Origin of the sequence: Proteus sp. G3927 (genome assembly GCF_963894685.1) — a bacterium.
Classification (GTDB): Bacteria; Pseudomonadota; Gammaproteobacteria; order Enterobacterales; family Enterobacteriaceae; genus Proteus; species Proteus mirabilis.
Genome location: NZ_CAWQGX010000018.1, coordinates 59,343 through 80,438, shown reverse-complemented (window position 1 = coordinate 80,438; position 21,096 = coordinate 59,343). Strand labels below are relative to the sequence as shown.

Below are 21,096 nucleotides of genomic sequence, written 5' to 3'. Positions count from 1 at the left end.
TATATTTGATTATCTGTTGCTAAAAACTAGCTTAATGACCACTAATACCACGTATGTAAAAGGACTAAATTGTTTTTAAGCTCCGAACTTAAAACCTAACGTTAAGAGGCTTCTGCACTATCTGTTACGCTATCTGTTGCAGTATCTACTTCAGCACTATTTTTGCTTCCCCCAAAACCAATATCTTTAGTATGATCGGTGTGGAAGACGACAATACCAGCCAATGTTTCAGCATTTTCACCAAAAAAAGCCCCTTCAACAATACCTGATGTGGTATCTTCTTTTGCATCTGCAGAGAAGGTTACTTGGTTATTTGCGGTATAAATATTGCCACGTTCTAACTCGACAGTACGTAGGTTATTAGCCAGTGAACCACCAATTGTCTTTTGTGAAAAATCAACATCAAAAGTACCAGACAGTAAATTATCACCACTATATTGACTGATACCTGTTACGGTATAAGTTGCACTGTCTGTCGGTAGCGTACTAGTAACTTCTTTACCTACATAATAAGACTGATGAGTGATATCTGTAACAGCGGCTGTTTTTGCCCAAGTACCAAAATAGACATTGGCATCAGTCACCTGTGAAAAATGAAAAACGCCAAGATTATTATGATGATGATTAGATTGGACAGTATAAACACCATGGCTATCCGCCCCACCACTCATATTATTTGGTGTTAATGACGCAAAACCAATTTTTTTACCCCCATATAGATTAGAAATACCAACACCCGGCTCCCCACCTGCTGATTGATGAGGGCCATGAGTCACGGGATCACTCGCCCCCACACTCATGGTGGTTAAAGGGCCACTTTGATTAGAATGGATTTCTGCTTGTGCCATACTTATGCTAGATAAAACAAATAGAGTACCCGTAAAAATGTTTATTTTTTTCATAATAACTTCCTTATTATTTATTACATAAGATCATAATTTATTATCACTAATAAATTATCCATGAGAGAGATATTTTAATTCTCTCTTTCTTACTCAATATTAAAACAAGGCAAGTACCTTTCTTGAGTTGACTGCCCTTTGATATTAAACATTCTTATTTTATTGTAAATAGATCTTTTAAAGCACGCTAATTCCCATTAAATACATTTAACAAAACAAAAATCATTTAACTTAATGTTTTAAATTATTTTTTATCATAAAGCTTAAATAAAACCTTTATAAACTTATGTTTATTTTTTGTGAGAGTGATCTCAGTTGATCATTCCTATTTATTTTAAAACTAATTAATATTTAATAGAGACTAAAAATTGAAATAGAATATTTATATTAAAAGAAATAAAGAAAGCTAATTGTTTATTTAATATCAATTTTTTCAGTAATTATTTTAATAAAAAGATCACGTTCTTTATTTTTAATATTACTATTCCAAATTACACCAATTTTCCATTGTGTGTATAACCCAGATAGAGGTAACAATGTGACTCTTTGTTTATCACAAATTAATTGCGCGCTTTTAGGCACTAATGCTATCCCTAATCCAGCTGCGACTAGCGCTAATTGGGTCTGAATATCTTGAGATTGCTGTAATAAACGCGGTGCTAGTTTATGCTGTTGTAAAAAAGCATGTATCTGCTGATACAGTTTTTTCCCTTTTTCTGGGGCAAGTAGAATAAGCCCTAATGAATCAAAATAATGTAATGGGTTATAATCTGCCTCCAACACCGTAATATGTTGTGTTGCAATAGCTAACATCAGTTGCTCTTGTGTCAACGCTATCCCTTGTAAAGGGGGCATAACGGGTAAACGAGAAAAAGCCACATCAAGTTCACCTATTAATAATTTTTCTTCCATTTTATGAGAAGACATATCATCAATATTGACGCTAATATTTGGCTCAATTTGATTAAATCTCGCCAATAGTGAAGTAATAAAACTTAATGATGACAGACCGAATCCCGCATAAAGTGAGACTTTTTGTGGCTCAACTAATTGACGAGCTTGTTTTTCTAAAATATGGGATTCCCGTAATACCACTTGAGCTTGATTGAGTAAATATTGTCCTTCTTGCGTGAGCTTTGCACCATGGCGACCACGCTCAAACAACACGATATCCAGTTGTGATTCCAACGTTTTAATCTGTTTAGTTAATGCGGGTTGGCTAATACAAAGCTGTTTGGAAGCTTCACCAAAGTGCCCTGTATCAGCTAACACCACAAAAGCATTTAATAAACGTGTATCCATTATTTATCATCAAACCTATATTAGTTTCTTTTATTATTCTAACATAAAATAAATTAGTAAAATTAATATTAGGTGTTAATCTTTTGCCTGATAAATAATTATGCTCTTTTTATAATTATCTCTATTAGTCTTTGTTACCAAAACGAACGGAAATCGGATCTTGTTCATTACCTTGTCGAGTGGTGAGGATCTGATATAGCTCTGGTCTTCTGCCCGTTAACCAGCGTCTCCCTGTTGATTCAGGCAAAAGCGTTAAATCAATATCCGTAACGACCATATCGTCTTCTATCGCACAGCATTCTTTTACAATACGTCCATAAGGATCGATAACCATCGCATTACCCGTTCTCACCTCTTCTTCATCACGCCCAACCCCATTACTAAAGATGATAAACATACCATTATCGTGAGCTCTAGCAGGTAACCAGCGCATTAGCCATCCTTTGCCATGTTCACCTTGAAAAGCAGCTTGTAACGCTTGTGGATCTTGCTGACGATTTTCCCACAACGCCATTGGAATAGGTTTCATGCTGTGTGGACTACGAGAGTGGGTTCCGCCAGTTTGATGAGGAGCCAATAAAATATCTGCCCCTAATAACGCCGTCGCCCGTGCGTTCTCAACTAAATTATTATCCCAGCAAATTAAAATACCCATTTTAATTCCCCATGGGGTATCAAATACGGTGTATTGATCTCCGCTACAAATAACCGGATGTTCAAATGCATGCAATTTACGATGTTTTTGTAATGAACCATCAGGCATACAAACAACCCAAGTATTATACAAATTATTATTGTTATCCCGTTCAATTAATCCAACACCAATAGCCATTGCATACTGTTGTGCTTTTTGTTTAATGGATTTTAATGATGCGCTATCAGCCAGTTTTTCACTTAATGCATAAACCTGTTGCGCCGGTAATTTAGGGACATGCCAATATCCCGTGATACACATTTCAGGAAATACTAGAAGATTCACTTTTTCACTGGCAGCCATCTCAATAAACTGATGTATTTTGGCTAAATTATAATCTTTATCATTAGCCTTATGTTGTAGTTGTACGCTTGCAACACGTAATGTCGTTAATGGGTTCATAAACGGTTACCTCTACACTGTCTTATTTATCACCTTTTCACCTTTATTATCTAAACGTTTTTTTTGTCCAAAATATAATCAATTATTTTCTGTTTTTAATAACCTTTTGGAATGGAAAGGGATAAGCATCAGAAATGGCACGCTGTTATAGCGTTATTTTACGGAATAACACCCTAGTTTTCTGGCATCATAATACTAATAAAAAGGAGTATTTATGTTGGCTAGAGCCTTGTTTATCCCTCTTTCATTCCCTTTACTCGCCTTATCTTGCTATTGTTGGGCAGGAAATGGTCTGGTGGATAGAACATGGACAGCTTCAGGAATGGATAGCTATAGTTATCGCCAAGCGCTAAGGCAACCAACGGTTGGCTCACGTTATACTCTTTTTAATATTACACCCGATATGCCAACGCCAGGTGGCACGAGTCCTGTTGGTACTAAAGGAATTCGCTATATTGCGATGAAATATGGCCCTTATGGGCAACCTGAACACTATAAAACCTACCAAGTGATGTTCTCTCACTATTCCACCACCACCACACGTAAAGTTCGTTATTTAGGTGAGTTATATACCGTTGTCGGTGATATTTATTTAATCGATCCTGCTGCTACCACCAATGAATGGCAACGCGGTCGTAGCCAAATAGTTGAAGAGTATTATGAGATTTTAGATACACATGGAAATAGGACAGGCAAAGGATTGCGTTTTAACCGCTGGGATAGACCTATAAATATAACAAATTGGTCTACATATTAATATATATTTAATTTCTCATCTTTTTATTAATTCTCTCTTAATGTCAATATTGCTTTCTCTTCTATAATAGTTTTTTTATTCTATAAAGCTTATCTAGAAAGCCATTGATTCTATATAAAAAAATGATAATACAACAAAGAATATATCTGTATTCTTTTGTATTTTTGTTTTCTATAAATACATAAAAATATTAAGGCTAAATTAATAAAAAATTAATTTCTCCTAAGGCAAAATTATATAAATAAAAATTTATATTTATCTTACTTAAATATTTAAAATAAACAGTTGCATATGAAAATTTTAGAATATTATTTCAAACAATTACGCACGCTCGCACAGCCAGATCGTGTTTATCTAAAAAATAAATTTATTCGTAACTTAGGTTATCAACCTAATTTTCGCCACCCCATGTCATTGAATGAAAAAATCAATGCACGTATGTTATTTGATAGAGATCCTATCTATACACGCTTAGCAGATAAAATCAGTGTCAGGGAGTATGTAAAAGAAAAGATAGGCGAAAAATATCTGGTCAAAATCCTTAATACTTATCGCCATCCAAATGAAATCGAACTTAATACACTACCTAACCGTTTCGTATTAAAATGTAATCATGACAGTGGCAGTACTATTATTTGCCTTGATAAATCTCAATTTGATTTGGAGATGGCAAAAAAGAAACTTAATTTTCATTTAAAGAGAAATCTCTACCACGTTACTCGTGAATGGCATTATAAAAATATTAGTGCGCAAATTATCTGTGAAGAGTATATCGACCTTTTTGATACTCAATGCCCGATGATCCCAACCACATGCCGTATCCACTGTTTTCATGGTCAGCCTCATTATGCGGAAATTGATATTTCGGATACAAAGGGATGCGAGTATATCAATGTTTATGATACACAATGGCAATTACAGCCTTTTACTTTAGAAGATCCCAATACCCCAGAATATATTGAAAAACCGCTACAATTTGACAATATGCTCACATTAGCCAACAAATTAGCTAACGGTTTTGCCTATTGTCGGGTCGATTTTTTAATGTCAGAAACCACACTACTGTTTAGTGAAATGACCTTTACCCCCAATGCGGGGCGCATTCCCATTAAACCAAAAGAGTGGGACTATAAATTAGGTGAACTATGGACACCTATTGCTTCTTAACAAAAGGTATATGTATATCATGAATATATTTATCACCGATTTTTACCATCGCAGCGATTTGTTAGATAAAGCAGAAGCCATGATAGCCAACCATTGGCCTGCTTTTATGATGGGAACTTCTGTTGATGATAGCTATTGGGAACGCTTATATGATGTGCCTTTTTCCCATTACCAATTTATGGCGGTATTAAAAACGCAAACAGAAGAAAAGGTTATCGGTGTAATTAACTCCATTGCGTTACCTTGGCAAACCAACTCTCTCAACGATTTACCGGATGAAGGTTGGGATCGTGTTTTTCAGCTAGGCATGGAGGCTGAAGAACAACAATTACCTTGCCATCTTATTTCTGCTTTGTCGGTTACTATCGATCATCATTATCGGGGGAAAGGTATTGCTCAACGCTTAATTAATACCTTAAAGGAGCATGCAAAAAAACAAGGTTACCTCGGTGTTGCTGTACCTGTACGCCCTACATTAAAACATTGTTATCCATTGCACTCTTTTGCTGAATATTGCCAATGGAAAAACGATAATAATGAGCCTTTTGATCCTTGGATACGTACACATTGGCGCTTAGGTGCCACCACGATCAAAATTGCCCCACAGTCTATGAAAATTGAAGCACCGACAGAAAAATGGCAACAATGGACTTCATTACGATTTCCTGTCAGTGGTGACTACACCATTCCTATGGGGCTGGCACCGTTAAATATCGATATTCAACGTCAATATGGTGTCTATCTGGAACCCAACCTTTGGATGTTTCACCGCATACGTTAATCAGTGAGTCGTTGTGGATGAGTAAAAACAGTTGCTCTTCCACGGCGACAAAAACCCACCAGCGTCAAATTATATTGATTCGCCACTTCAACGGCGAGTGAGGTAGCAGCGGAAACCGCAAATAAAATTTCGGCACCACACATTGCTGATTTTTGCACCATTTCATAACTTGCACGACTTGATACTAATATTGCACCCTCTGTCCACTTTTGTTGTGTTTTTAAGCCAATCAACTTATCAAGAGCTACATGGCGCCCGACATCTTCGCAACCGCCTTGTAATTGCCCCTCAGGAGATAGCCAAGCTGCGGCATGAGTACATCCTGTTAGCTCGCCAATTTCCTGTACGGTTTTTAGTTGCTCGAGTGCGTTATCAAGCAAAGAGAGTGAAAATGTTTGTGTAAAAGGTAATGGCGCTATAGGGCGAAAAATTTCTGATAATTGTTCTGTACCACAAATACCGCATCCGGTGCGCCCCGCCATACTACGACGTCGCTCTTTTAATTGCATAAAGCGCCGACTTGATAATTCAATTTGTACTTCTGTGCCACCATGGCAACTTTCAACGATTTCAATACTGCGAATTTCGTTAGAAGATCCTATAATGCCTTCAGATAAGGAAAATCCGACAGCAAATAACTCTAAATTTTTAGGGCTTGCCATCATAACAACGTGAGATATTCCGTTGTACACTAATGCAACTGGAACTTCGAGTGCAATATAATCCTGCTCTGCTTGGTTAAGGGAGCCTTTGTGTTGCACAGTTGTTTGATCTATGCCAACAATTACACGTTTAGTTAACAAGTTTGTCGATTTTGTTTCATCCATAAGATGAATTCCTAATTTTATTAATACATAATAACAATACGGGTAAAACGATTTTACACTACCTATCAGGCAATGAACCTGATCCTATTAAGGATAATAGGAATAAAAAAACAATCAGCTCCTGTTTTCGTGAAGAAAATCAGAGTCAGTAAAAGCAATGTATGATGAGGAGAGACCCCATGCAGGTCAGCAGAAGACAGTTCTTTAAGATCTGTGCTGGCGGTATGGCAGGTACTACAGCGGCTGCCTTAGGTTTTGCACCCGCTGTTGCGTTAGCAGGCTCACGTCAGTATAAATTACTGCGTGCCCGTGAAACTCGCAATACCTGTACGTACTGTTCTGTCGGTTGTGGACTATTAATGTATAGTCTGGGCGATGGCGCGAAAAACGCAAAAGAAACCATATTCCATATTGAAGGTGATCCTGACCACCCAGTAAACCGTGGTGCACTTTGTCCTAAAGGTGCTGGTCTCGTTGATTTTATCCATAGTAAAGGCCGTTTACAATATCCTGAATATCGTGCTCCCGGCTCAGATAAATGGGTAAAACTTTCATGGGAAGAGACCTTTGATCGTATCGCACGCTTAATGAAAAAAGATCGCGATGCCAACTTCGAAAAATTCAATAAAGAAGGTGTTGAAGTAAACCGTTGGTTATCAACGGGGATGCTTTGTGCCTCCGCAGCAAGTAACGAAACAGGCTTTTTGACCCAGAAATTCTCAAGAGCACTTGGGATGCTGGCTGTCGACAACCAAGCGCGTGTCTGACACGGACCAACGGTAGCAAGTCTTGCTCCAACATTTGGTCGCGGTGCGATGACCAACCACTGGGTTGATATGAAAAATGCCAACCTTATCGTCGTTATGGGCGGTAATGCGGCTGAAGCACACCCTGTCGGTTTCCGCTGGGCGATGGAAGCTAAAATCCATAATAAAGCCAAGTTAATTGTGATTGATCCTCGCTTCACACGTACTGCGTCTGTTGCGGATTTCTATACGCCTATTCGTTCAGGTACAGATATCACCTTCTTATCGGGGGTTATCTTATATCTGCTCGAAAATAAAAAATATCAAAAAGAGTACGTTGAGGCTTATACCAATGCCAGCTTGATTGTACGCGAAGATTACCATTTTGATGATGGTCTCTTTAGTGGTTACGATCCTGAAAAACGTCAATATGATAAAACCACTTGGAATTACGAGATGGATGAAAATGGTTTCGCTAAACGCGACACCACGCTTCAACATCCTCGTTGTGTCTGGAATCTATTAAAAGAACACGTTAGTCGCTACACACCTGATGTGGTCACTCAGATTTGTGGTACACCAAAAGAAGATTTCTTAAAAGTCTGTGAATATATTGCTGAAACAGCGGCGAAAGATAAAACAGCCTCTTTCCTGTATGCATTAGGCTGGACTCAACACACTGTTGGTGCACAAAACATTCGTACTATGGCGATGATCCAATTACTGTTAGGTAATATGGGTATGGCAGGTGGCGGTGTTAATGCTCTACGTGGTCACTCTAATATTCAAGGTTTAACAGATCTTGGTCTGTTATCACAAAGCTTACCGGGTTACCTAACCTTGCCTTCTGAAAAGCAAACATCGTTAGAAACCTATTTAGCAGCCAATACGCCAAAACCGACCGTCCAAGGGCAGGTTAACTACTGGGGTAACTATCCTAAATTCTTCGTCAGTATGATGAAGACATTTTATGGTGATCATGCTCAACGTGATAACGATTGGGGATTCTCACTATTACCTAAATGGGATAAACCATACGACGTTCTGCAATATTTCGAAATGATGGATAAAGGTGAAGTCAATGGCTATATCTGCCAAGGCTTTAACCCTGTAGCTTCATTCCCGAATAAGAACAAAGTGATCCGTTCATTATCAAAACTGAAATTCCTTATCACCATGGATCCGTTAAATACAGAAACATCTTGTTTCTGGCAAAACCACGGTGAAGAGAATGATGTGAAAACAGCAGATATCCAAACTGAAGTTTTCCGTCTACCTACGACTTGTTTTGCTGAAGAGAACGGCTCTATTGTTAACTCAGGACGCTGGTTACAATGGCACTGGAAAGGTGCTGATGCCCCAGGAATTGCACTGCCTGATGGTGAAATTCTCTCAGGTATTTTCCATCGTTTACGCCAACTTTATAAAGAAGAAGGTGGCGCAATGCCTGAGCAGGTGTTGAATATGACTTGGGATTACTTTGATCCTAATAATCCAACATCTGAAGAAGTGGCTCAAGAGAGCAATGGTAAAGCCCTTGTCGACTTAAAAGACGCTGATGGCAATATCATTTTGAAGAAAGGTCAGCAACTAAGCTCATTTGCTCAGTTACGTGATGATGGTACAACGGCAAGTGGCTGTTGGATCTTCGCGGGTAGCTGGACAGAAAAAGGCAACCAAATGGCTAACCGTGATAACTCAGACCCATCAGGTTTGGGTAACACATTAGGTTGGGCGTGGGCATGGCCTTTAAACCGTCGCATTATTTACAACCGTGCATCAGCAGATCCACAAGGTCAACCATGGGATCCAAAACGCAAGTTAATCGAATGGGATGGTAGCAAATGGACAGGTATTGATGTACCTGACTATAGCAATGCCGCACCAGGCTCTGATGTTGGTCCATTTATTATGCAACCTGAAGGTATGGGGCGTTTATTCGCTATCGACAAGATGGCAGAAGGTCCATTCCCTGAACACTATGAGCCAATTGAAACCCCATTAGGTACCAACCCACTGCATCCAAATGTTGTTTCAAACCCAGCAGCACGTGTGTTTAAAGATGACTGGGAAGAGATGGGTAAAGCAGAAGAGTTCCCATATGTAGGTACGACTTACCGTCTGACTGAGCATTTCCACTTCTGGACAAAACATGCGCTGTTAAATGCCATTATTCAGCCTCAACAATTTATCGAAATCGGTGAACGGTTAGCGGCAGAAAAAGGTATTTCTCAAGGTGACACCGTTAAAGTCAGTTCCAAACGTGGTTACATTAAAGCAAAAGCTGTAGTGACCAAACGTATTAGAACACTTGATGTTGATGGTCGCAAAGTGGATACCATTGGTATTCCGATCCACTGGGGTTTTGAAGGGGTTGCGGTTAAAGGCTTTATTGCTAATACCCTAACGCCATTCGTCGGTGATGCAAATACACAAACGCCAGAATTTAAAGCGTTCCTTGTTAATGTGGAAAAGGTGTAAGGAGATAAATTATGTCACTGCAATCACAAGACATTATTCGTCGCTCTGCCACCAATTCCCTTACTCCCGCACCACAAGTGCGGGATTACAAGGAAGAAGTGGCAAAACTTATCGACGTTACCACCTGTATTGGTTGTAAAGCCTGTCAGGTTGCTTGTTCTGAATGGAACGATATCCGCGATAAAATTGGTACTAACGTCGGTGTTTATGACAACCCAACGGACTTAACGGCTAAATCATGGACAGTGATGCGTTTCTCTGAAGTTGAAGAGAATGGCAAATTGGAATGGTTGATCCGTAAAGATGGTTGTATGCATTGTGCTGATCCGGGCTGTTTAAAAGCATGTCCTGCGGAAGGCGCTATCATTCAATATGCTAATGGTATTGTGGACTTCCAATCTGAGCACTGTATCGGATGTGGTTACTGTATTGCTGGTTGTCCTTTTAACGTACCGCGTATTAATGAAGAAGATAACCGTGCTTATAAATGCACCTTGTGTGTAGACCGTGTTGAAGTGGGTCAAGAGCCGGCTTGTGTTAAAACCTGTCCGACTGGTGCTATCCATTTTGGCTCAAAAGAGTCGATGATTAATCTTGCCAATGAACGTGTTACAGAGTTACAAACTCGTGGCTATGACAACGCTGGACTCTACGATCCACAAGGCGTTGGTGGCACACACGTTATGTACGTGCTTCATCACGCGGATAAACCCAACCTGTACCATGGTTTACCAGAAAACCCAGAAATTAGCTCAACGGTTAAATTCTGGAAAGGTATTTGGAAACCATTAGCGGCGGTTGGTTTTGCTGCTACATTTGCAGGTGCTATCTTCCACTACTTAGGTGTTGGCCCTAACCGCACCACCGAAGAAGATGAAGAAGCGGCACAAAAAGAGATGGAAGCATCTTCTAAAACACAGACCTCTGTGAATAAGGAGGAGCAAAAATGATGAAGAAGAAAGGTGATAAAATTCTTCGCCATACCGCATCAGAGCGAATTAATCACTGGGTTGTTGTGATTGTATTTCTATTCACAGCCATCAGTGGTTTGGGTTTCTTCTTCCCATCTCTGAACTGGTTTATGAACATTTTAGGTACGCCTCAACTGTCACGTTTACTTCACCCATTTGTGGGGAGTGCGATGGCGATTTTGTTTATCTTTATGTTCTTCAGATACCTGAAGTACAACTTTATTGATAAAGATGACTTAGTTTGGGCTAAAAATATTCATAAAGTGCTAAAAAATGAAGAAGCGGGTGATATTGGTCACTATAACTTAGGTCAGAAAGGCATTTACTGGGCATTATCTATCAGTTTGATCCTGCTGACGGTCAGTGGCATCATCATCTGGCGTCCTTATTTTGCTGAATATTTCTCCATTCCGGTGATTCGTATTGCATTGCTGGTGCACTCATTTGCCGCAATCTTACTGATTATTACCGTTATCGTTCACGCTTATGCAGCGTTTTGGGTGAAAGGCTCAATTCGTAGCATGGTTGAAGGTTGGGTGACTCGCGGTTGGGCGAAAAAACACCATCCTCGCTGGTATCGTGAAGTACTGGAAGAAGAGAAAAAAGAAGCCGAAAAGCAGTCACAGAAATAATGCACTAACGCTAATTTGCTGAACAAACGGAGGCTGACTGTTGCCTCCGTTTTTATTTTATTTACCCGATCATCTTCAAGCGTAAATAAACAAGAAATTGACTATATCCTTACCTGCTGTCATGGCTTCAAGTAAAATTTTGCATTATTCTGATGCCAATATTTGTAGGTAATACACTATGAAGGAAGATAGAACGTTATGAGTATTCGCATCGTTCCTAAAGAGCAATTAGGTAAAGAGCCATCAGAAAAAAGCATCAGCTTTATTCCACCGGTGTTATTCCCGAATTTAAAAAACCTCTACCAACGTCGTGCTGAACGTTTTCAAGCATTAGCCAAAGACAATCCTTTCGCTGATTATCTTGAATTTGCTGCCGAAATTGCCTTAGCACAAGAAAAAGCATTACATGATAACCCGCTTGAATTAGATTTAACCCCGTTACTTTCTCAACAAACGGGTATAGCGCCGTTAGATAAAAAGACCTTTAAGCGTAGTAAGCATTGGCATGCATTACTCGCCTCAATCATTGCGGAATTACAATCCGTTGTACCTGAAAGTGCTAAAATTGCCTTAGAAAATCTCTCTAAAGCCTCTGAAACCGAATTAGAAGAGATGGCAACAGCACTATTAAACGATGAATACTCAAAAGTTTCCGCTGATAAATCAGTGTTTATTTGGGCGGCATTATCACTTTACTGGGCGCAACTGGCGGCAAACATTCCCGGTAAAGCGAAAACAGAATATGGCGAAAATCGCCAATTTTGCCCCGTTTGTAACAGTATGCCTGTATCGAGTATGGTACAAATTGGCACCACTCAAGGACTGCGTTATTTACACTGTAATTTATGTGAAACCGAATGGCACGTGGTACGTATAAAATGTACTAATTGTGAACTAACGGGCAAATTAAATTACTGGTCTCTTGATAGTGAAAATGCGCCAGTCAAAGCAGAAAGCTGTGGCGATTGTGGTAGTTATTTAAAAATTTTATACCAAGAAAAAGATGCTAACGTCGATGCTGTAGCTGACGATTTAGCCTCCCTTATTCTTGATGCAAAAATGGAAGAAGAAGGTTTTGCACGCAGTAGTATTAACCCCCTTCTATTCCCCAATGAATAATAATTAGGTATTAACATGACACATGATACGCGTTCACTTTACAGTCAACTGTCATCGATAGACAGTTTGCTCCATCAGGTTGACATTCAAACTTTAGTTGATGGTTATGGGCAGACCTTTATCGTTGAACATTTACGCAAACTACAAGAAGAAGCGCGTATCATTATTCGACAAAATAATCAGTTACCGCAATGGCATGATAATTGGGCGGAAGAATTAAAAAATCGTATTGCATTACAACGAAAAGCCGCCATAAAACCGGTTTTTAATTTAACAGGGACGGTATTACACACCAATTTAGGTCGTGCGTTAATGGCAGAGTCAGCGATTGAAGCGGTAAGCCAAGTCATGCGCTCTCCGGCAACATTAGAATACTCCCTTGATGGTGCTTCTCGAGGACATCGTGATCGAGCCATTGCCGATCTGTTATGTGAATTAACTGGCGCCGAAGATGCTTGTATTGTTAATAATAATGCAGCTGCCGTTTTATTAATGCTGGCCACCGTCGCACCAGATAAAGAAGTGGTTGTTTCTCGTGGCGAATTAGTTGAAATCGGCGGTGCTTTTCGTATTCCTGATGTGATGTGCCAAGCGGGATGTCGTTTAAAAGAGGTGGGAACCACTAACCGTACCCATCTAAAAGATTACCGTAACGCGATTAACGAAAATACTGGGTTGCTAATGAAAGTTCATACCAGTAACTACAGCATTCAAGGCTTTACCGCTGAAGTTGAAGGTGCACAACTTGCTGCGCTGGGTAAAGAGATGAATTTACCCACCGCCATAGACTTAGGCAGTGGCTCTATGACCAATTTGGCTGCTCTGGGTTTACCTAGCGAGCCGATGCCACAGGACTATTTGCAACAGGGTATAGATTTAGTCACTTTTTCAGGAGATAAACTATTAGGTGGCCCACAAGCAGGAATTATTTTAGGTAAAAAAGCGTGGATAGAAGCCATCCAACATCACCCCCTAAAACGAGCGTTACGTGTCGATAAAATGACATTGGCAGCATTAGATGCCACCTTAAGACTTTATCAACAACCTGAAAAAATGATCAAGGATATCCCGACATTACGTTTACTCACTCGTACACAAACCGAAATTCATGATATGGCGCAACGGTTACTTCCTCATTTTCAGGCATATTATGGCGATAACTACCATATCACAATATCCTCATGTGCTTCGCAAATAGGAAGTGGCTCATTACCGATTGAAAGCTTACCCAGTGCAGCCCTTACCTTTGCTGCCAAAGATGGGAAAGGAAGTCAATTAGATGCCCTTGCGGCACATTGGCGTAACCTAGAAAAACCTATTATCGGCCGTATTACGGATGGTCGCTTATGGCTCGACCTACGTTGTCTTGAGGATGAAAATGCATTAATACAGGCTCTATCACTATGATTTTTGCGACAGCCGGTCACGTAGACCACGGAAAAACAACATTAATACAAGCGATCACCGGTGTAGATACAACTCACTTACCTGAAGAGAAAAAACGCGGTATGACCATCGATTTAGGTTATGCCTATTGGCCACAAACCGATGGATCAGTCATTGGTTTTGTCGATGTCCCCGGTCATGAAAAGTTTCTTTCTAATATGTTGGCAGGTATTGGGGGAATTTCTCACGCCTTATTAATTGTCGCTTGTGATGACGGTGTGATGGCACAAACTATTGAACATACAGCTATCTTACGTCTTGCCGGTTGTCCAAACATCACGGTGATCCTCACCAAAGCAGATCGTGTAGAGCCGCCACGTATTGATGAAGTTAAACAGCAGATAACTACACACTTACTTAATCTAGGTTGGTCAGCACCACAAATCTTTGTCACTTCAGCCTCAACTGGCGCGGGTATCGCGCCATTACGGGACTATTTAGTTACTCTACATCAGCAAGAGCAACAACACCCTCAATGGCATAAGCGTTTTCGCTTAGCAATTGATCGTGTATTTAGTATTAAAGGTGCGGGTTTGGTGGTCACAGGTACAGCACTTGCCGGGCAAATTGCGCTAGGTGATACTTTTTGGCTAACCGGTGCAGACAAACCGGTAAGAATTAGGGCATTACATGCGCAAAATCAGCCAGTAGAACAAGCTGGTGCAGGTATGCGCATTGCGATAAATATTAGTGGTGATGTCAGTAAAGAAACGGTTTCTCGTGGTGATTGGTTACTATCACAAGCACCACTTTATCCTTCACACAAAATATTAGTCAGTCTAACAGCTGATGAACCTATTAAACATTGGCAACCGGTTCATATTCATCATGGTACACGCCATATTACAGGACGTATTGCACTATTAAATAATACCGATGAAACACCGCTATTAGCAGAGCTTATTCTTGATGAACCCTTGTGGCTGGTGGATAACGATAGACTGATTTTACGCGATATCAGTGCACAACGAACTTTAGCGGCTGCCAAAGTGCTCTGCTTACACTCTCCTCGTCGGGGTAAACGACAAGCTGAATTTTTATCTTGGCTAAGTGCACTTGATAAAGCCAACACGGTGAGTGATAACCTCGCACTCTATTTACCCAAAGGTGAATTGTTATTGACGCAATTTGCTTGGGCACAGCAACTGACGGAAACTGCACTTGATACGCTATTAACCACCTTTGATGTTATTTCTATTTCCGGCGTCGTCATTTCGAAAGCCAATGCCGAACAGGCCAAAGCAAAGCTATTACGCACACTAGAAGAATATCACCAGCAACATAACGATCAAATGGGTGTGGGCCGTTCCCGTTTAAAACGTATGGCTCTTCCCACTTATCACGATGAGCTGGTTTATCACTTAATTGATCAGTTACGCCAAGAAGGTGCTATTAAGCAAACTCGAGGCTGGCTACATCTACCAACACATGGGTTAGCTTTCACAGCAGAGCAAGAGGCACTATGGCAGATTGCCAAAAACTATTTTCAACAATCAGAGCCTTGGTGGGTTCGTGATCTCGCCCATGAAATGAAAAATGATGAAAAAGTCATACGAGGCTTATTACGCAAAGCCGCTCAACTAGGTCTTATTATCCCCATTATTGCCGATCGCTATTATACTCATGATTCGATAGAAAAATTTGCCGCTATCATCGTAAAATATAACGAAACTAACGGCAGTGTGACCGCAGCCGATTTTCGTGATGAACTGGCCGTAGGTCGCAAACTTGCCGTACAAATTCTTGAGTATTTTGACCGAACAGGGTTCACTCGACGTAAAAAAGATCTTCATATCTTACGAGATAAAGGGTTATTCTAACTTAACTGGTTACTCTTTATGATTGGCTGGATATGAGCATTCAGCCAATTAAGGTATTCTTTGCTTGTATTTATCAATAAACTTTTAATCACTATGCTCGGAAGAGATATGAAAAAATTATCAGGGCGTATATATCTTGCGCTTGTTCTTATTGCTTCATTATTTATTGTCTTTGAGAAAGCTTCTCTAATTTATACCGCACTACTGTCTGTTAGTGTTTATTTTATTATTTTTACGCTGTGTTTTGTTTTATCGTCCCGCGCGCTATTCTCGGCAATCACAACAGGGACACTCTTTATCATTATCAAGTTTATCAATCAGCTTAAAGTCCACTATTATAAAGAGTCACTGCTATTTTCAGATTTTAATCTTGCTTTTGATAGCTCAAATTTAGGCACCTTAACGCAGTATTGGGAAGCCGGTGTCGCGATTATTGCCATGGCTATTTGGCTAATCATTAATATGGTTACCGCGTGGCGTTTCTCCCGTAAATCACCTATTGCTACACGCCTAAGTAGCTTATTGCTCATTATTATTGGCCTTACAACTATTCATTTTACAGTGAATAAATGGCAATCGGAGTGGGAAGGTACGCTTCCCGGTGGTCGAGGAACTGTGACTAATTTAATTATGTCGGGTTATCAAACGGCTTATCATCCCCCTTACTATGCACAAAGTGCAGACTACTTTATCGAGCAAGCCAACCGTGTGGTCTTACCGGAAACACAAACCGAGGTAAAACCCGATATTGTTGTATTACTACAAGAATCTACCGTAAACCCAAACATTTACCAATTTGATAAAAACGTGGATTTGCCCGATCTTTTTATGTTTAAAAAAGATGAAGGTGTCAGTGCCCAAAGCCCATTACGAGTACAAACCTTTGGTGGAGGAACTTGGCTTTCTGAGTTCTCAGTATTAACCGGTCTAAATACCGATGATTTTGGTGCGCGTAAAAACTCTGTGTTCTATTTTGTGGTTGATAAACTCAATGAAAGTTTATTCCGCCAACTCAAATCTCAAGGGTATTACACCGTACTGCTCACTCCCTTTAATCGTAACGCCTATCACGCGGGATATGCTTATGAAAAATTAGGGGTTGATGAGATTATCCAGCCACAAGAATTGGGTTATCCGGGGAGTTTAGAAGAGAATTTATGGACTATCCCTACCCAAGATATGATTAATTATCTAAAAGAAATCTTAAAAACACATACAGATAAGCCATTATTTATCTTTTCTTTAACTATGTATGAGCATGGCCCTTATAAAGGCTCACATAGTGATGATTATCAATTAGCTGGTCAGACAGAAAGCCCTGATGCACCGGGTAAATTTAGCCACTATATGGAAAAAATTATTGCCAGTGATCCGGCTATTGAAGATTTTTCCCACTTTGTCGCAAATAGAGAGCGCCCCACCCTGTTTCTTTATTTTGGTGATCATCAACCTAATATTGACCTAAAAAATTATCAATCACCTTTTAGTGATCCAGCACATATTACTCAATTCACCTTAAGGGATAATTTAACGCAAGGTGCAACCCTTTCTACTGGAGAATTAACGGATATTAATTTTTTAGGGGGAATGTTGTTAGAGCGCGCTCGTTTACCTTTATCACCTTACTATAAAGCCAATATTCAAATGCGTCATTTATGCCAAGGCAAATTAAATGATTGTGAGGATGAAAAATTAGTTAATAGTTATAAGAACTATATTTATGACAAATTAAACGTTGCCGGTGGCAAAGATAATTAATTTTCAAATTTACTGATAAAAGGTGATCGGGATTACTAATCTGTAACAACACGATTATTGACTCGTCCTGATATCAAACAAAAAAGAGGCTGATAACTGGCCTCTTTTTATTTTAATGGTTATATCCACCGGGGCTAATTAATAGTCATTGTGATTATTCTGCGCAAAGGCGGCTAATAAATGTAAGGCTGAAGAGTAATAATCCGTATCCTTAGTTAAATCAACATTTTCAATTACTGTTTTCATTGTCAGATCTCTTACCGCCATCATACCTGGCGTTAAGTTATAATCAGCGCGCTCTTTACCATCAATACTGATCCACGCAGGCGTCTTATCACGATCAAATTGTTGCCAATAATTCACAAAAGGTTGTAATGCGAGTTTATCTTGTGCCCATGCTAAATAAAGAGGAATGCGAATAGCATCAAAACTAAATCGTGCTGGCCATTTTTCACTCGGGGCAAGATGACCATCAGGGTATAAACTTACCCAATCACTTGGTAATTTATATTTACCAAAACGCATTTTTCTTAATAAGGATTGGCTATCGTTAATTAAATTTTTCCAGCGGCTATCATGACTAACTCGATAGAAATCTTTCCATGCCGGAAAGATAAAATAGGAGGGATTAATAATAATTTCTTCGGGAGTTTTAAAACCATTAATTCCCGGTAAGAGTACACTGTAGTTTTCTGTCTTCACTAAAGTGTGTTCAAGGATCGCATGCTGAATAGAATCTGATGCTGAAAGATAGCTTTCATCATGCCATTTTTCCCCGGCCTTTAATAATGCCCAAGCAATTAAAATATCACCATCTGTTGCATTATTAGGATCGGGTGTATGTTGGTTATTTTCGGGTTCATAACGCCATTTAAATAAGCCAAGATCACCACGATACAGCGACATTGCCGTCCAGTGCCATAATTGTGCAAAGGTTTGGCGATCGTCACTCATAACCGCCATTAACATGCCATATCCTTGACCTTCTGAGTGTGAAATATTTTGATTAGCACTGTCAATGACACGCCCCTCGGGAGTAATGTAACGCGCTTTAAATTGTTGCCATCCTGCTTGGGTTTCTGTCGCTTGTGTGATTGGGGATATCATTAACATCACACTTAGTGTTAGCAAAATACCAAGTCGATGAGTCAATCGAGATAACTGTCTTATGGACATTGTCTCTTTCTCCTTCTTTTGCCGACCGCTAAATGAACTCGGTCGGCATACTACTGATTATTGCAAAATAGCCTCAAAAAATTGTCATCACACTGTTATCGACTTCTTTTAGTGTTGGGCGATTATTGGCCATAGTTTGGGATAATACATCTTTTGCATATAACTCTTGTATCCAATGAGCGAACTCTTCTTTCAGTTCGCTATTATGTAAACCATACTCAACAAAGGCTTTCATATAACCGAGTTTATTACCACAATCATGAGATTTGCCAACTAAGGTGTAAGCTTCGGCAACCTCTTTTCTCAATAAGAGATCAATAGCATCCGTTAATTGGATTTCGCCGCCAACCCCCGCAGGCAACCCATCGAGTAACGGCCAGATTTCTGCAGAGAAAACATAGCGCCCCACCACAGAAAGATTAGAAGGTGCTTGTTCTGGATTAGGTTTTTCCACAATACGACGAATAGGCGCCCAGTTACCTTGTGGACAAAAAACACCTTGGCAATCAACAATTCCATATTGATGTACTTGAGTGAGTGCGACAGGTTCAACCATAATTTGGCTACGCTCTGTTTTTTGGAAGCGTTTGATCATGGCAGATAAGTTATCATGGCAAGGATCACAGTAGTGAGAATTTAATAGCACATCGGGGAGTAATACAATAAAAGGATTATCACCAATGACAGGGTGAGCACAACAAATGGCATGCCCTAATCCTAATGCTTGCCCTTGGCGAATTTGAATAATTTTTACATTTTCAGGACAAATAGAGCGAACTTCTTTTAATAATTTATTTTTTATTCGTTGCTCTAACATATTCTCTAATTCAAAGCTGGTATCAAAATGATCAGCAATTGAGTTTTTAGATGAATGTGTCACTAAAATAATTTCTTCAACGCCCGCTTGTGCACACTCTTCAACAATATATTGAATTAAAGGACGATCAACTATCGGTAACATTTCTTTTGGAATGGATTTAGTTGCAGGTAACATACGTGTGCCTAATCCAGCGACAGGAATAACAGCTTTCATCATAATATACTCCTCAAATAATTATTTATATAAAAACAATACATTGTTATTAATTGAAAATAATTTTCTTTTATTTTCTTTTCTAAGAAACTCTCTATTTAAAATATAAGTATCCCTCTCCAGATAAGGAGATTTTTATTTATTAATAATGACTTTTATTTGAAATATAGTGTTATTTAATACTCTGAATAAAAACCGTATTTATTTCCTCCTTTCTCTTTTATTGCATAAAGCTGTTTATCTGCTGACTTTAATAGTTCAGATAATGTCTTGCCATCCTTAGGGTATTCAGCAATACCTAAGCTAATAGAAGGAACGATTGTTTTTTCTTTATTGATTTTTATCGGTTTTTCCATTCCTCGCCATAGCGATTCGATGATCTCCAATAACAATAAAGAGCAAGAACGTAATCCAGCAGGGAAAAGTACCGCAAATTCATCGCCACCGAGTCGTCCACAGTAAACCTGCTGGCGTTCTAAGGCTAATAAACGCTGCGCTATCTCACATAAAACATGATCACCAATAGCATGGCCATATTGATCATTAATCGTTTTGAATTTATCACAATCAATAATCCCAAGACAAAAAGATGAAGGTGTCGCGATATTTAATCGCTCCTGTTCAATTTTCTCAATAATACTTAGACGGTTAGCCATCCCAGTTAAAGAGTCAATATAGCTTTTATTTAATAAATCATTTCTTAACTTTACTTTATCCGTGATATCTAAACTTAAAAATGCATAATGAGAAATTAGATTATTTTCATCAAAAATTGGAACGATATTAATATCTTCCCATATTTCTTGTTTATTTTTATTTGGGTGTTTTGCCTCTAATCTTATTACCTCTTTATTATCACTAATGTTAGAAAACACATCTTGATTTTCATCAACTAAATAAAACAAGTTATATCTTTTATTTTTTATACTTTCAAAATTAATATGATTAAATTGGCAGTATTTTTTATTAGCGTAGATAATATTACCTTTTATATCTGTTACTATCATCATAAATACATAATTAGTAAATTGCTTTATTAATAAGTCATTAACAATATTATTATTAATTACTAATTCACTCAT

At 39.0% G+C, this 21,096-nt stretch carries 17 protein-coding genes; 10 read left to right on the top strand and 7 right to left on the bottom strand.

From position 1 onward, the window contains the following. Nucleotides 1-101 precede the first annotated feature (101 nt). The 3 genes from AACV00_RS06065 to AACV00_RS06055 all read right to left on the bottom strand — a co-directional run bounded on the left by AACV00_RS06065 (nucleotide 102) and on the right by AACV00_RS06055 (nucleotide 3,300). Entirely contained in the window at nucleotides 102-902 is an 801-nt protein-coding gene (locus tag AACV00_RS06065) for a Slam-dependent surface lipoprotein (protein ID WP_036908603.1), read from the bottom strand. 414 nt (nucleotides 903-1,316) lie between these two features. Next, nucleotides 1,317-2,204, bottom strand: a complete 888-nt coding sequence (locus AACV00_RS06060) for a LysR family transcriptional regulator (RefSeq protein ID WP_004249779.1) — start codon at nucleotides 2,202-2,204, stop codon at nucleotides 1,317-1,319. 124 nt (nucleotides 2,205-2,328) lie between these two features. Next, nucleotides 2,329-3,300: a nitrilase family protein gene (locus AACV00_RS06055; protein ID WP_161680114.1), complete on the bottom strand. Its 972-nt coding sequence runs from the start codon at nucleotides 3,298-3,300 to the stop codon at nucleotides 2,329-2,331. Between the two features lie 214 nt (nucleotides 3,301-3,514). Between AACV00_RS06055 and umoA the strand changes: the two genes are divergently transcribed. From umoA to AACV00_RS06040, 3 genes are all read left to right on the top strand, one after another. After that, nucleotides 3,515-4,057, top strand: coding sequence for a flagellar biogenesis regulator UmoA (gene umoA, locus AACV00_RS06050; RefSeq protein WP_004246526.1), 543 nt, complete (start codon nucleotides 3,515-3,517; stop codon nucleotides 4,055-4,057). A 291-nt stretch (nucleotides 4,058-4,348) separates the two neighbouring features. Then, entirely contained in the window at nucleotides 4,349-5,224 is an 876-nt protein-coding gene (locus AACV00_RS06045) for an ATP-grasp fold amidoligase family protein (protein ID WP_004246527.1), read from the top strand. Nucleotides 5,225-5,243: 19 nt separating this feature from the next. Further along, entirely contained in the window at nucleotides 5,244-6,005 is a 762-nt protein-coding gene (locus tag AACV00_RS06040; protein WP_004249783.1) for a GNAT family N-acetyltransferase, read from the top strand. Here AACV00_RS06040 and fdhD read toward each other — a convergent pair. Further along, nucleotides 6,002-6,832 carry a formate dehydrogenase accessory sulfurtransferase FdhD gene (gene fdhD / locus AACV00_RS06035; RefSeq protein WP_161680112.1) on the bottom strand — a complete coding sequence of 277 codons (831 nt, stop codon included), beginning with the start codon at nucleotides 6,830-6,832 and terminating at the stop codon, nucleotides 6,002-6,004. The two genes, AACV00_RS06040 and fdhD, sit on opposite strands and share 4 nt — an antisense overlap. 179 nt (nucleotides 6,833-7,011) lie before the next feature. Between fdhD and fdnG the strand changes: the two genes are divergently transcribed. From fdnG to AACV00_RS06000, 7 genes are all read left to right on the top strand, one after another. Further along, nucleotides 7,012-10,059: a formate dehydrogenase-N subunit alpha gene (gene fdnG / locus AACV00_RS06030; protein WP_080633831.1), complete on the top strand. Its 3,048-nt coding sequence runs from the start codon at nucleotides 7,012-7,014 to the stop codon at nucleotides 10,057-10,059. A gap of 11 nt (nucleotides 10,060-10,070) precedes the next feature. Continuing rightward, the gene (fdxH, locus tag AACV00_RS06025; protein ID WP_004246537.1) at nucleotides 10,071-11,009 is read left to right on the top strand and encodes a formate dehydrogenase subunit beta; all 939 of its coding nucleotides are present in this window, start codon (nucleotides 10,071-10,073) and stop codon (nucleotides 11,007-11,009) included. After that, a complete protein-coding gene (fdoI, locus tag AACV00_RS06020) occupies nucleotides 11,006-11,662 on the top strand; it encodes a formate dehydrogenase cytochrome b556 subunit (protein ID WP_004246538.1) in 657 nt (218 codons plus the stop codon). Before fdxH ends, fdoI begins: the two co-directional genes overlap by 4 nt. Nucleotides 11,663-11,860: 198 nt before the next feature. Further along, nucleotides 11,861-12,781, top strand: a complete 921-nt coding sequence (fdhE, locus tag AACV00_RS06015) for a formate dehydrogenase accessory protein FdhE (RefSeq protein WP_004246539.1) — start codon at nucleotides 11,861-11,863, stop codon at nucleotides 12,779-12,781. A gap of 15 nt (nucleotides 12,782-12,796) precedes the next feature. Beyond that, nucleotides 12,797-14,188 carry an L-seryl-tRNA(Sec) selenium transferase gene (selA, locus tag AACV00_RS06010; RefSeq protein WP_004249787.1) on the top strand — a complete coding sequence of 464 codons (1,392 nt, stop codon included), beginning with the start codon at nucleotides 12,797-12,799 and terminating at the stop codon, nucleotides 14,186-14,188. Continuing rightward, nucleotides 14,185-16,047 carry a selenocysteine-specific translation elongation factor gene (selB, locus tag AACV00_RS06005; protein ID WP_020946492.1) on the top strand — a complete coding sequence of 621 codons (1,863 nt, stop codon included), beginning with the start codon at nucleotides 14,185-14,187 and terminating at the stop codon, nucleotides 16,045-16,047. The genes selA and selB overlap by 4 nt, the downstream gene beginning before the upstream one ends. 108 nt (nucleotides 16,048-16,155) lie before the next feature. After that, nucleotides 16,156-17,805 carry an LTA synthase family protein gene (locus AACV00_RS06000; RefSeq protein ID WP_143475488.1) on the top strand — a complete coding sequence of 550 codons (1,650 nt, stop codon included), beginning with the start codon at nucleotides 16,156-16,158 and terminating at the stop codon, nucleotides 17,803-17,805. 138 nt (nucleotides 17,806-17,943) lie between these two features. Here AACV00_RS06000 and AACV00_RS05995 read toward each other — a convergent pair whose 3' ends face one another. The 3 genes from AACV00_RS05995 to AACV00_RS05985 all read right to left on the bottom strand — a co-directional run bounded on the left by AACV00_RS05995 (nucleotide 17,944) and on the right by AACV00_RS05985 (nucleotide 21,096). Next, nucleotides 17,944-18,981: a glycosyl hydrolase family 8 gene (locus AACV00_RS05995; protein ID WP_049220162.1), complete on the bottom strand. Its 1,038-nt coding sequence runs from the start codon at nucleotides 18,979-18,981 to the stop codon at nucleotides 17,944-17,946. Nucleotides 18,982-19,054: 73 nt separating this feature from the next. Then, on the bottom strand, nucleotides 19,055-20,017 hold the full coding sequence (gene galU / locus AACV00_RS05990; RefSeq protein ID WP_020946490.1) for a UTP--glucose-1-phosphate uridylyltransferase GalU: 963 nt from the start codon (nucleotides 20,015-20,017) through the stop codon (nucleotides 19,055-19,057). 173 nt (nucleotides 20,018-20,190) lie between these two features. Next, a complete protein-coding gene (locus AACV00_RS05985) occupies nucleotides 20,191-21,096 on the bottom strand; it encodes a sensor domain-containing diguanylate cyclase (protein ID WP_020946489.1) in 906 nt (301 codons plus the stop codon).